Genomic DNA, 13,617 nt, shown 5'->3' with positions numbered 1-13,617 from the left:
TCAGAGCACTGCTGAAGGTACCTAAAAAATTAAAATCTTTCAAAATTGAAGAAGCAACTTTCCAAATTAATCCAATACATTTTATTCCCTTCTATAGGTTTGTTTATCATCTGGCAATTATATAAAGATCAGAAAGCTGATGAAATATTGCAGGTTTTAAAGAATGATGTTGATTTTAAATGGATTGGTTTATCGGTTGTGCTGGGTTTATTGAGCCATTTAAGTCGTGCTTTACGCTGGCAGATGTTGATTGAACCGGTGGAACGAAAACCTCGTTTGAGTAATACCTTTTGGGCTGTTATGACGGGTTATTTGGCCAATCTGGTGTTTCCTCGTATGGGAGAAGTGTCGCGTTGTGGTGTCATTAGCAAGTACGAAAAAATGTCTTTTACCCGTGTGGTTGGAACTGTTGTAGCCGAACGTTTATCAGATTTATTAATGCTCGTTTTGATTACTATTGTGGTTTTAATACTTCAGTTTGATTTATTTTTAGAGTTGCTGCAAAACAATGTGAATATTTCGGGTATCACCAGTTTATTTACATCACCCATATTTTATGCTATTCTGGCTTTAATTGTAATCTGTATACTTGTTGTCTTCCGTTTTTCATCTCGTTTGTCGTTTCTGAGTCGTTTACGAAATCTTTGGCATAAATTTTACGACGGATTGCAATCTTATAGAAAAATAAAAAATGTGCCTGCTTTTATTTTTCATACTCTCTTTATCTGGACAATGTATTTTCTAATGATATATGTTTGTTTCTTTAGTATGAATCAAACATCCGGACTAACAATTGATGCAGGTATTACCATTTTATTAACCGGAAGTCTGGGAATGTTGGCACCTGTTCAGGGTGGAATCGGACCATGGCATTTTATGGTTATTGCTACATTAAAGCTTTATGGTATTGCGGCAGACTCAGCAGGTGTTTTTGCATTGGTTGTTCATGCAGCTCAAAATACGATGATCATTGTTGTTGGTTTAATTGCCTTTATTGTTTTGCCGTTTATTAACCGACCCTCCAATGCAAGTTAGCTGGCTTCGGAATAGAATACTGAAGCGACTCATCTTCTACTTAATTTCTCTTGCCGCTTATTATTTCATTTATGATCGGTTAATAAATTTTCAATATTGGGATAAGGTTAATTTTACCATAAAATTTGGGTGGTATCAAGCTAATTTAATACTGGTTTTTTTATTACTATGGATCCTCAATATCCTATCAGAGACTAAAAAATGGCAGGTTCTGATTGGCCCATTCATAAAAATATCTTTTCGGGATGCATTGAAACAATTTTTTGCAGGATCATTTACAGCTGTTGGATCTCCTGCCCGTGTTGCTGAGCCAGGAGGACGTATGCTTTTAATACAGAAGGAGCAAAGAATTCATGCATTACTAATGACCAGTACCGGAGGCTTGATTCAAAATATAGTAATAGGATTTTTTGGAATCATTGCTTTTTATATGGTGGGTGTCCAAATAAATATTAATCTCAATAATAATTACCTTTTCATACTTATTATACCACCACTTTTTATTGGGTTATTTCTGGTTATATTAAGAATATATTTTAGAGATAGGATGAAGACTATCTGGGCTGTAGTTAAAAAAATTAAGTCTTCAGTATTAATAAATGCCACATTTCTAACAATTGTACGTTACATGGTTTTCAATTTACAATTAATCATTGTAATGATTTTGTTTGCTCCAGAGCTAGATTTTGTTGATGTTCTTCAATTAAGTCCTGTCTATTTTTTTGTTATCACTCTTATTCCATCATTTTTACTTGCAGATGTTGGTATACGTGGTTCAGCTGCCATTCTTGTTTTTGCCCGTTTAGGTGTAAATGAACCTGTTTTATTAATTGTTATTTTAGGATTATGGGTCTTTAATGTAGTTTTTCCTGCCTTAATTGGAGGAGTGATATTACACATTAAAAAGGGTTTATAAGAAAATCTTCGTGTATTTCATTAAAAAGAGGTCTTTAAATCTATTTCTATTTTTAGAATTCTGATTATCTTTAAACCTTGAATATTAATCATTAACCTGATTTCGCATCAATAATGGAAAAACACATACTTTCCCTCATAAAAGAAAATAACCGGGTTATCATTCCTAATTTCGGAGCTTTCATCGTTGCAAAAGAAAATGGATTTACCATCTTATTTAATAACTTTTTGAGTTTTAATGATGGTCTATTAATTGATTATGTTGCCTCTAATGAAGGTATTACATCTGAACAAGCCTCAGAAAAGGTAGATAAGTATGTTGAAGAAGTTAAACAAAAACTTGATTCATCAGGTGAATATATCATTAACGGATTAGGAACCTTCACAAAAGATGCAACCGGAATACTTAGGTTTACCCAGGCTGAGGAGGTAAATGGAGAAGAAGACCTTAAAGAGGAAAATGAGTTACTTGATATTGACGGTTTTGTTAAAGAAGATGTAAAAGAGGAAGAGTCGGTTGAAGATAGTGTCGAAACTCCCGGAATCACGATGGTTAATGAGGATCCTTTGGTAGAAGTGGAAGAAGAAAAAGTGGAAGAAAAGTTTGAAGAACCAAAGTTGGTTGAGGAATCAAAAACGAGTGTTACCAATGTAACAAACCAATATATTGAGGAAGACAAGAAAAGAAGGAATCGATCAATTCTAATTTTCTTAATCATTTTTGTTTTGCTTCCCATTATTGGTGTAATTGTTTATTTCTCGTTTTTCAATAATGATAAAACACCCGTTAAAAAAGAGGTTAAAACTCAACCGGTAGAAAAACCAAAAACTGAAGACAGTATTAAGTTAGACGATAAACTGCAGGGTAATGTTGTTGCGGGTCCTGAGGTGAAGAAGGAGGAAAAACCTGTTGTTGTTCAGCCTGTAGCCATTGATAAGCCTCATCATATCATAGTTGGCAGTTTTAAAAGTAATGAAAACGCATTGCGTTACATTAAATCACTTGAAGCTAAAGGTTTTGATAAATGTACAACTATTCAGCATAACTCAATGACTTTAGTTAGTATTGAGTCTTTCGATAAAGTTTATAAGGCTCAGCAAAGGCAGGAAGAAATACTTAACAGTAATCGTATTGAATCCTGGATCTTAACCAAACGTCAATAAGAAACTTAAAATAAATCATAGTCAGGTATCAATTGATATCTGGCTTTTTTATTGCCTAAAAATGATTTGGATTATCTCCATATTATCTTTTTTGCCTGTTGTTCTATATTTTCAACAATCAGAACGATGGAGAAAAATATGGAAGAATACATCCTCATTGACATTTGATGGTTCTTTAAACGGACCTTTTATCTCAGTTATAATTGCTTATCGGAACGAAGAAAAAAACTTACCGGTATTATTACGATCCTTATCAAATCAGACTTATAGAGGCTGGGAGCTAATATTGGTGGATGACTACTCGGAGGATAATGGGATAGAAAATTGTAGTGCATTGATTGACAATCTTGGTGTACAAGTAAAATGTTTAACTAATGCTGATAGAGGAGGAAAAAAGAGTGCATTGCAGACAGGTGCAAAACATGCAAAAGGTGAGTTAATTGTAACCACCGATGCCGACTGTACTTTTGAGGATAATTGGTTATCTGCAATAGCACATTATTACAATGAAAACGGCTCTGACCTTTTGATTGGACCGGTGCAACAAATTCAATCTGAAAGCTTCTTATCTTCTTTTCAGTTGTATGAGTTTACAGCCCTTCAGATTACAGGCGGTGCAGCAGCTTTAAATAACAATGCCATTATGCTTAATGGAGCTAATCTGGCTTGTAAAAAAAGTTTGTATCTCGAGGCTGATATGAATGACAAAGTTGCCTCAGGTGATGATATGTTTTTACTCGAATGGGCAAAAAAGAAGAATTTAAATATTCACTATATCAAATCGAAGGATGCGATTGTTTATACTCCAACTGAACCAACCTATGGTAAACTTATCAAACAGAAGTCAAGGTGGGCTGTAAAAGCACGAAATTATTCTGATGCGACTATTTTATCAACAGGTGCTGTGGTAGCCTTAACCAACCTTTTACAGGCCGTTTTTATGGTAGGAGCTTTCTTCTATCCTTCTTCAGCGCTATTGTTTTTAGTCGTTTTTATCATTCGGGTTGCAGCCGATGTCAGAATCATAAAGGAAGGTAGCAAGTTTTTTTCTTTTGTGCCTTGTTTACGTTTGCTGTTCTTTTATCAATTTATTTATCCCTTTTATATGTTACTGGTTTTGTCTTATCCTTTATTTTTTAAGCTTCATTGGAAAGGTCGGACTATTAAAACTTAATCGTTCATTAATTGAGGAGGAATCTGCTTGGTATTTTTTGCTCCCAGTTCACGAATCTTTTCAGCACGGCTGATAAGGTTCCCTTTTCCGGTGCTTAGTTTGTTCATCGCATTATCGAAATGACCTCCGGCCTGTTCAATTGTTTTTCCCACTTTTTCAAGATCAGAGATAAATCCAACCAGTTTATCGTATAAATCACCACTGCGTTGGGCTATTTCCAGGGCATTTTTGTTTTGATTTTCCTGTTTCCAGATGGAAGCTATTGTTCGCAGAGTTGCCAGTAAGGTTGAAGGACTAACGGGTACTATCTTTTTTTCCCAGGCTAAAGAAAACAAATCCTGATCGGCTTCAACAGCTGCAGCAAAAGATGCTTCAACGGGAATAAACATCAGCACAAAATCGGGGGTATTAAAACTAGATGAACTGGCGTATTTCTTTTCGTGAAGTTCACTGATATGTCTTCGCACACTGATAACATGCTCTTTTAAGGCTATATTTTTACTTTCTTCCGATTCGGCATTAACATATCGCTCATATGCGGTAAGCGAAACCTTTGAGTCAATAATGATGTGTTTTTCATCGGGTAGATGCACAATCACATCCGGACGAATAATTTTACCATCACTGTTCTTATCTACCACTTCCCTTTCGTACTCACTTCCCTGGCGCAATCCCGACTGTTCCAATACCCGTTCAAGTATCAATTCGCCCCAATTACCCATTTTCTTCACATCACCCTTTAGTGCCTTGGTAAGATTACCTGCTTCGATACTTATCTTTTGGTTCAGTTCGTATAGACGTTTTACCTCAGACTCAAGATTCAGTTTATCGCGTAATTCCTTTTCGTATGTTTCATTTACCTTTCGTTCAAACGATTCAATTTTTTCCTTGAAAGGATTGAGAACATCCGACAGCCGCTTATTTTGATCAAGACTTATTTGATCAGCACTTTTGTTTAATATTCGGTTTGCAATGTTTTCAAATTCAGTAGTAAGGCGTTGTTCAATCTGTTTTTTTTCTTCTTTTAATTCTTTTATCTGTTGAAGTAAATGATTGTTTTCAACATCAACACCTGTAAGCCTATTACTCAAATCTTCTGCCTGAAGCCGGTATTGTTCAAGGGCTGACTTTAATTGTTGGTTTTCAACCTCGAGGCGGTCTTTATCAGTTAGGGTACTGGCATTGATTATTTTTGATTGATTCAATCGGAAATTAAAGAATATAAAAGTGGCAATAACTCCAATTATAAGACTAAGTAGCGAAAATATTACTATTGACTCCATCTGATAAAGATTATATGAGATGATAAAAATAACAATTACTGCTACACAAACGAAGCCAGTTTATTTAAGTACAAAAATTCATTTATCAGGATAAAAAAAGCAGCCCTTGGGCTGCTTTGTCTGTATATCTGATTTTAGAAATCGATCTTAAGGCATTTTGTACATAAATGCATTGATATTCATACCGGCGCCTACTGATGTCATCATTACGTAGTCACCGCTTTTTAATTCATGTCCCTCCAGTTGACCGCGTACAACTAAATCCAACAATGTTGGAACGGTTGCCACACTGCTGTTACCAAGTGTATTTATTGTCATAGGCATCACGCTCATGTCAACATCTTTACGTCCATACAAACGGAAAATACGTTTTAAGATTGCTTCATCCATTTTGGAATTTGCCTGATGGATTAATATTTTATTCACATCCGACAATTGAAGACCATTGATATCCAAACATTCTTTTACCAGTTGAGGAACATTGGTTAAAGCATAGTTGTAAACTTTTCTACCCATCATTTTAAGATATTGATGATCGCCTTTTAGTTCAGGATTAAATGGTTCATTCATTCTTAAAATTTCAATGTATTCTTCTGTATCGGTTTGAGCAGCATGTTTTAATATTCCTATAGGTTCTTTGCTTTCCCTGGCTTCTAAAATTACTGCTCCTGCCCCATCGGCAAATATCATTGAATCGCGATCGTGTGGTTCCATGGCACGACTCAGGGTATCTGCTCCAATTACCAAAGCACTTTTAGCATCGCCCGATTTGATGTAATAATTGGCCTGAATCATGGCTTGTGTCCAACCCGGACAACCAAAAGTAATGTCGTAAGCAATGGTTTTCGGATTTTTGATACCAAGTTTTTTCTTTACTCTTGAGGCAAGTGTTGGTAGGATATCAGGATACATCGAACCGTGTTTCATGTCACCAAGATTATGCGAAACGATGATGTAATCCAGGTTTTCCGGATCGAAACTGGCTGCTTCCAAAGCTTTTTCGGCTGCAAACATGGCCAGATCGGAAGTAACATGATTATTATCTGCACAACGACGTTGTTCTATGTCGGTGATTTGTTTGAACTTTTGCACAATCTCATCACCAGGGGTATCAATAACAGTACCATCTTCGTTGAAGAAACGATTGTTTGCAAAATCTGCATTTTCCACAATATGAGGTGGAATGTAGCTACCGGTTCCGGTAACCACAGCATAAATACCTGCTTTCGGTTTCATTACTCTCTATTTCTATATCAAACTATACTTCGCTATTGAAATATTTTAATTCCACACGGTTGTTTTCAATCACAGCATATGAAAAATGTTGAATCCAGTCGCCCAGAAAAATCAACTCGCTCTCAGGTCCCACACTTACCTTTCGAGCCACATGCCTGTGACCAAAAATAAAATAATCAATAGCTTGTTTCTTCAGCACATCTTTGGCATAAAGAACAGACCATTCTTTATCATCACCAAGATAATGGCTTCCGTATATCTTATTATTCTTATCTCTACTTTTACCCGACCAAAAATCGGCCAGTCCAATGCCTAAGTTAGGATGTATCCAACTAAATAGCCATTGAGCAAATCGGTTTGTGAAAACAGATTTCAAAAAATTATAATGTCTGTCGTAGTTACCTAATCCATCTCCATGAGCCAGAAAGAAAGTTTTTCCTTCTAGTTGTTTAATTACAGGTTCACGATGTACTACTACTCCACACTCTGAGCTTAAGTAATCGAATACCCAAATATCATGGTTGCCGGTAAAAAAATGAACAGGAATTCCGCTATCGGTAATCTCGCTTAATTTACCCAGAAAACGGGTAAAACCTCTGGGTACAGCTTTTTTGTATTCAAACCAAAAATCGAAGATGTCTCCCATTAAATATATCTCAGCTGCATCTCTTTTAATAGAATCGAGCCAATTAACAAACCGGATTTCGTGTTCCCGGTGATTTTTAATTCCTGGTGCACCCAGGTGTACATCTGAGGCAAAATATATTTTCTTCGAATTCAAAAGTTTACTTGTTTTACTAACCGATTGGGCCAATTAACGGACAAATATATCAGAAAATACCTGATGTAACCAAATGTATTTTTGACTCTCTTCTGGTTTAGCTTCAATTTGACATTCTTCTATTTTTGAATACTGGAAAATAATATTCAAATAGTTGATAAACTATTCATTAGAATGTATTAAATCGCATAAAAAAACCACCTCTTATAAAAGGTGGTTTTTATTGATATTTTACTTTGATTCAGTCTTAGTAAATCTCCTCTAATCTTTCAGAAAGTCTGTTGCCAAATAAATCTTTACCAACAATTTCACCTTCGGCACTGATTAAATAATTAGAAGGTATTTTTTGAATATTGTACAATCTGGCAGGATATGAATCGGTATAACGTAAGTCACTCACATTAATCCAGGGTAGTTCATCTGTCTCAATTGCATTTTGCCATAGTATCTTACTTCTGTCAAGTGATACCTGATAAATCTCAAAACCTTTGTTGTGATATTTTTTGTAGAGACTTTTCAGGTTATTATTTTCTTTACGTGACGATTGATCCCAAGAAGCCCAGAACGATAGAAGAACCGTTTTGCCTTTCAGTGATGATAATTTAATCTTTTCACCCAGTGTATTAGCTTCTTCTATATCAGGGAAACCACTTTTAGCTTCTTGCAACAGTTTTTGAGTAAGAGCTTCTTTTTGTTGTTGTGCCTTTACTCCTAATACATAATTGTATAAATGTTTAGCTCTTTCCGAGTCGGGATAATGATTTTCTAAACTGGTTGCCAATGTTGAAAAGTAAACCTGGTCACTTTTATCCATAACATTCATTACCTGCGAATTGTCATTTAAACGTTGAAACAGGGCGTAGTAACCAGCAAAAGAGGTAAAGTTTTCCATGATAAATTCACCAACAAAGGTTTTATGATCAAGGATCAATTGGCGGTATTCATCTTCCAATCGTTTTTTACCTGCTTTATCATTAGCGTCCAGTGCCTGAAACTCTTTAATAACCCGGTCTAATTCAGAGTTAAGAACTCTAATACGTTTGTTAAAGATTTGAATGTATGCCGAACCTATTGAATTGGTAAGACGATAGCTTTCTTCAAGGTTGGTTGCATTCGCCATTACCTCAATATGTTCAGTTGTATCAGCCAGTAAAGTAATGTAGTTCTGATCTGTAATTTTAAGTAATAAAAAGGTTGGTTCATTTAAGCGCTCACCGGTAAAAGAAAACTCACCGTTTTTTTTGAGTTTAACAGAATCCAATGTTGTGGTCTGATTCAAATCCATTTTTTGGATGTACAACATCTTTCCTGCTCCGTCTTCAATGGTTCCACTGATTTTAAATTTGTTTCCTGTGGAACAGGCACTCATCAACAGCACTATAAGTAAAGTTAAAAGACTTTGCTTCATCATTATTTTAAGGTTTATATCTTAACTCTGTTTATACAGATTTTTATGTGTTCAAATATAGAATTTATTTTTGTATTAACTGATCCAGATGTTTTGTGATATCAGCTTGTTCAGAACTTCGTTCAAGAATAATTCCTTCTTTATCAACCAAAATAAATGTTGGTATTTTGGTTATACCCAAGCCTGCCAAAACAGGTGAATTTTTACCTTTTAAATCACACAAGTGCCAAAAAGGTAAATTATCTTCATTTATTGCTTCTTGCCATTTTTCTTTGTTAACATCGGTTGAAATAAGACACAGATCAAGACCTTTATATCGATAGTTACGTGACCAGGACATTAAGTTTTGGGTTATTTTTCTGCTTTCTTTTGATTCTGAATTCCAGATAATGTAAAGCGTATTTTTTCCTCTGAAGCGCGATAATGGGATAGGATCATTCCATGCATTGGGTACATTCAGGTCGGGTAATACCTTGCCGGGCAAGCTAACCGAAGTATAATATATCCAGCTACGCAATGAGTCAACTTTACTGCTAAAGTCTTTGACCGGGTCATAATCCGGATTATAGGATTGAAGATATTCATCGACTGTAAAGTACATATTGGCATCATTACCATAATCGAATAAATGATGATTTCCTGCTTTTAGCTGAACCAATAGCAAGGGAAGAAGAGTATGCTTATTGTGATCAATAATTTGCAAAATCTTCTTTTGTGCTTTTTCTTTTTGTAATTCAACTAATTTAAATATTGAGTCTTTATGATGAACAAAAGCAGTACTTTCCAATGAATCCGGAAAGGATTCTCCCAAAGACAGAATGGATTGATTTAATTGGTCAGCAATGGTTTGAGCTTCCCATAATTGTTTTGTAGGTTCATTGCCTGTTATGGTTAAAACACCATTTTGTAGTTCAATACCAACAGGCATTTTTCCTTCAAGTATGAGGGTTATTTTATTATTATTATTGATTCGTAGCTGGTAAATACCTCCTGGTACGGAGTCTGATCTGAATGACCAGATCATTGATTCCGGTTCACGTTCTGCCTGATCAAAAAGAGTATAATTGTTATCCAGTCTGTAGAGTTCTACATTATTCACATTGAATGAATCAGCGGTATATGTAAGGTATGGTGTACGTTTGGGTTTGGTACACGATATCAATAGACCAATCATTAAGACAGTGATAATAAATTTCATCTGGATGTATTTTCAACAAAAATATAAAAATGCTTTGGAATCAACAGCTTTAATAATAACTACAAGTTATTGAAATACTCTGATAATTCATTAACTTAACAGGTCGGCGTAAACTAATTATGTTTTATGTTGGGAGGTTTTTTTGTTTAAATGAGCCCCTGATATGGATTTTTAGTTTATTTTGGTCGATTGTTTTGGCTAATAAAATTCGATTTTATGATTGAGAATGGATACTTAAGTTTGGTACAAACCACACTTAAAGACAATACTGCTCGTAAAGCATTTAGTGATTTTCAAGGAGAAACAATTACCTATGGACAAGTAGGTGAGCGCATTCAGGGAATACATCAATTATTTAAAGAGATTGGCATAAAAAAAGGCGATAAGGTCGCTTTAATTGGTCGAAACATGACAAGTTGGGGCGTAGTTTATCTTGCTACAATTACCTATGGGGCTGTTATTGTACCCATATTACCAGATTTTAATTCGGCAGATATTCATCATATCGTAAATCACTCAGAGTCTAAAGTTTTATTTTCAACCGATTTACTATTTGATAAGCTTGATGAAACCAAAATGCAGAAGTTAATTGGAATAATGTCTATTAACCGATGTGTTTCTCTGGTAGATAATTCAGGTGGATTTTTTACAAAAGCCGTTGAAAAGGCCAATAAATATTTAAAAGGTGACGGGTCATTGTTTGATTTTGAATCTTTAGACTTTCCTGCTATCGGAGCTGATGAATTGATGGTGCTTTCATACACCTCTGGTACTTCCGGATTTTCAAAAGGTGTTTTGCTTCCGCACCGAAGCATTTGGTCAAACATAGTTTATGCGCGTGAGCACCTCATTCTGCAACCTGAAGAAAGAATAGTTTCATTTCTTCCATTGGCACATGCATATGGTTGTTTGTTCGAGTTTTTATGGCCATTTACCGTAGGTTGTCACATTACATTTCTTACTCGTACACCTTCTCCTCAAATTATTACACAGGCATTTCGAGAGGTAAAACCACATATTATTTTATCTGTTCCTCTTATTCTGGAGAAAATTTTCAAGAAAAGAGTTCAACCTCAATTGGAAGAAACCAAGATAAAAACACTTACCAAAATTCCTGTATTAAATAAAGTTGTTTATTCTAAAATCAGAAATAAACTGGTTGAGACTTTTGGTGGTGAATTCCGCGAAATGATTATTGGAGGAGCAGCTCTCAATAAAGATGTAGAAATGTTTCTGCGTAAGATTGGTTTTCCATTTACCATTGGTTATGGTATGACAGAATGTGGTCCGTTAATTAGTTATGCTCCATGGACTGAATCGAGAAAGTTTTCAGCTGGACAGCTGGTTGATCGAATGGAAGTGAAAATTGATTCTGAAGATCCTTACAATACAGTTGGAGAGATCTTGGTAAAAGGTGAAAATACTTTACTGGGTTATTATAAAAATCAGGAGGCAACAGATGAAATTTTTGATTCTAAAGGATGGTTGCATACCGGAGATTTAGGTGTTATTGATGAGGATAACTTTATATACATTAAAGGACGTAGCAAAAATATGTTATTGGGCCCCTCAGGTCAGAATATTTATCCTGAAGAGATTGAAGCTGTAATCAATTCAATGGAATATGTTCAGGAATGTTTGGTTCGCGATCATGACGGAAAACTCGAAGCATTAATTTATCCGGATTATGAAGTAACCGATTCAGAAGGTTTAAATAAGGCTCAAATAGAGCAGAAGCTTCAGGAGATAAAAAAACAGGCAAATGCTCAGCTTCCAGCTTACATGAATATTCAACTCGTCACGCTCTTTCCTGAAGAATTTGAGAAAACACCAAAGAAAAGTATCAAGAGATATAAGTACGTAAAGTAAAGTTAAAGCAGCGAAATTTTCGCTGCTTTTTTATTGGTCAATTTATTATTATACGCAAAATGCTTATAGAAAAATAGGTAAAAGCACATGTGCTTATAGTGTTTGATAATAGTGCTATTGGCAACCTGCCATTTATCTTTGTACGGGAAACTTTAATACATTATTTGGGGAATTAGTGTATTTAGTAAACGTTTTGTAAACAACGATTTATTCCACAAATAACCTTTTTGTAATGGAAATGTATACTCCTCAATATCCAAACTGCATAAGTTAATTTAAATTGTTTGGACTATAACAGAGTATATTGGAGGATATGATGAATAAGGCGTGAAAGAAGTAAATATGGACGATAAATTTTGTTTATATGATTATATACCAGTAAGCATTTGTATAATTGACCGACAGTATCAAATTGTATATGTTAATAATACATTTCAGAATAGTTTTTCAATAAAAACAGACCACTTAATAGGTAAAAAACTTCATCATATTATACCAGTTTTTAAAACTGATGAATACCTTGATAAGTTAAAAACGTTTTTTCATGATAAAGCTCCTGTTATTTTCACTTCAGGAATAAATGATGATAGTCTGACTGAGCTCAATCTCCAAGAATCATTTAATTTTAATATTTCACTATTAAAATGTGATTCATCTGAATATGCTGTTATAACTATTGGACGAAATATAGGTTTATTAGACTGTTTGGGAGAACAAAAATATTTACAGAATCAATCAAATAATAGGTTACAGGTACCAAATATAGAATGGTCTGCCCAAAAAGATATTGATGAGAGTCTGAACCTCTCAAATAAAGCAAGTAATAAACTTTTTTCGATAATAGCACACGACTTGAAAACTCCGCTGCATGCTATGGTCAATCTAAGCGATTTGATTATTCAGAATGGTTGTAAACCTAATGAACCATATCGAAATGAAAATTTACTTTTAGCATTAAATATATCAGCCAAGCAAAGTTTAGAAATGGTTAGTAACTTATTAAGCTGGGCACGGACTCAGTTAAATAGTATTACTCCAAGACCCAAAAAGATCTGTCTTTGCGAACTTTTCAATGATATTAAGCAATATTTTGAAGGTAGCCTTAGGACCAAAAAACTTTCTTTGGAAGTTACATTGCCTCGTGAAAATTGCATTGTAAATGTCGACTTTGACATGTTAAAGATAATTGTACAAAATTTGCTATCTAATGCAATAAAATATTCATATACTGGTGAGAAGATTTATATGAAGGTTGATGAAATTGGTAATGCTTTTAAAATAAGTATTATTGATAAAGGAGTGGGAATGAGTGATGAGGTTAAAAAGCTGATTCTTTCATCAAATGATATTAAATCTGTTTTGGGCACAAATAATGAGTTGGGTACTGGCCTAGGGCTGTCTGTTTGTAAGGAATTTTTGTCATATCATAATAGTTCATTGACCTTTGAGAGTAGCAAAGATAATGGTACAATAGTTAGTTTTTATTTAGATGCCAGCAACAAGGATTAGATGACTGAAATCTATCAATGTGTATTATTAACACACTAAGAGAAG

At 34.6% G+C, this 13,617-nt stretch carries 11 protein-coding genes; 6 read left to right on the top strand and 5 right to left on the bottom strand.

All coding sequences use genetic code 11. From position 1 onward, the window contains the following. The first annotated feature begins 45 nt into the window (after positions 1 to 45). The 4 genes from ACRD62_RS00290 to ACRD62_RS00275 all read left to right on the top strand — a co-directional run bounded on the left by ACRD62_RS00290 (position 46) and on the right by ACRD62_RS00275 (position 4,288). Positions 46 to 1,035 (top strand): lysylphosphatidylglycerol synthase transmembrane domain-containing protein, encoded by a 990-nt coding sequence (locus ACRD62_RS00290; protein WP_430818119.1) that lies wholly within the window; start codon positions 46 to 48, stop codon positions 1,033 to 1,035. After that, positions 1,025 to 1,951: a lysylphosphatidylglycerol synthase domain-containing protein gene (locus tag ACRD62_RS00285; protein WP_430818118.1), complete on the top strand. Its 927-nt coding sequence runs from the start codon at positions 1,025 to 1,027 to the stop codon at positions 1,949 to 1,951. The genes ACRD62_RS00290 and ACRD62_RS00285 overlap by 11 nt, the downstream gene beginning before the upstream one ends. A 113-nt stretch (positions 1,952 to 2,064) precedes the next feature. Next, positions 2,065 to 3,114 (top strand): HU family DNA-binding protein, encoded by a 1,050-nt coding sequence (locus ACRD62_RS00280; RefSeq protein ID WP_430818117.1) that lies wholly within the window; start codon positions 2,065 to 2,067, stop codon positions 3,112 to 3,114. 61 nt (positions 3,115 to 3,175) lie between these two features. Continuing rightward, the gene (locus ACRD62_RS00275) at positions 3,176 to 4,288 is read left to right on the top strand and encodes a glycosyltransferase (RefSeq protein WP_430818116.1); all 1,113 of its coding nucleotides are present in this window, start codon (positions 3,176 to 3,178) and stop codon (positions 4,286 to 4,288) included. Here ACRD62_RS00275 and ACRD62_RS00270 read toward each other — a convergent pair. The 5 genes from ACRD62_RS00270 to ACRD62_RS00250 form a co-directional block, all read right to left on the bottom strand. Beyond that, on the bottom strand, positions 4,285 to 5,571 hold the full coding sequence (locus ACRD62_RS00270) for a DNA recombination protein RmuC (RefSeq protein ID WP_430818115.1): 1,287 nt from the start codon (positions 5,569 to 5,571) through the stop codon (positions 4,285 to 4,287). The two genes, ACRD62_RS00275 and ACRD62_RS00270, sit on opposite strands and share 4 nt — an antisense overlap. Before the next feature lie 147 nt (positions 5,572 to 5,718). Continuing rightward, positions 5,719 to 6,807 carry a 3-oxoacyl-ACP synthase III family protein gene (locus tag ACRD62_RS00265; protein WP_430818114.1) on the bottom strand — a complete coding sequence of 363 codons (1,089 nt, stop codon included), beginning with the start codon at positions 6,805 to 6,807 and terminating at the stop codon, positions 5,719 to 5,721. 22 nt (positions 6,808 to 6,829) lie between these two features. Beyond that, positions 6,830 to 7,588, bottom strand: coding sequence for a UDP-2,3-diacylglucosamine diphosphatase (locus ACRD62_RS00260; protein ID WP_430818113.1), 759 nt, complete (start codon positions 7,586 to 7,588; stop codon positions 6,830 to 6,832). Between the two features lie 247 nt (positions 7,589 to 7,835). After that, positions 7,836 to 8,999: a redoxin domain-containing protein gene (locus ACRD62_RS00255; protein ID WP_430818112.1), complete on the bottom strand. Its 1,164-nt coding sequence runs from the start codon at positions 8,997 to 8,999 to the stop codon at positions 7,836 to 7,838. 61 nt (positions 9,000 to 9,060) lie between these two features. Continuing rightward, positions 9,061 to 10,194, bottom strand: coding sequence for a peroxiredoxin family protein (locus ACRD62_RS00250; protein ID WP_430818111.1), 1,134 nt, complete (start codon positions 10,192 to 10,194; stop codon positions 9,061 to 9,063). A gap of 216 nt (positions 10,195 to 10,410) precedes the next feature. Here ACRD62_RS00250 and ACRD62_RS00245 point away from each other — a divergent pair, with 216 nt between their 5' ends. Both ACRD62_RS00245 and ACRD62_RS00240 read left to right on the top strand, forming a co-directional pair. After that, on the top strand, positions 10,411 to 12,063 hold the full coding sequence (locus ACRD62_RS00245) for an AMP-binding protein (RefSeq protein WP_430818110.1): 1,653 nt from the start codon (positions 10,411 to 10,413) through the stop codon (positions 12,061 to 12,063). A gap of 342 nt (positions 12,064 to 12,405) precedes the next feature. Beyond that, positions 12,406 to 13,572, top strand: a complete 1,167-nt coding sequence (locus ACRD62_RS00240) for a sensor histidine kinase (protein ID WP_430818109.1) — start codon at positions 12,406 to 12,408, stop codon at positions 13,570 to 13,572. Positions 13,573 to 13,617: the final 45 nt, after the last annotated feature.

It is taken from the genome of Carboxylicivirga caseinilyticus (genome assembly GCF_050589785.1).
GTDB lineage: Bacteria > Bacteroidota > Bacteroidia > Bacteroidales > Marinilabiliaceae > Carboxylicivirga > Carboxylicivirga caseinilyticus.
This window is presented reverse-complemented; position numbering and strand designations above follow the sequence as displayed.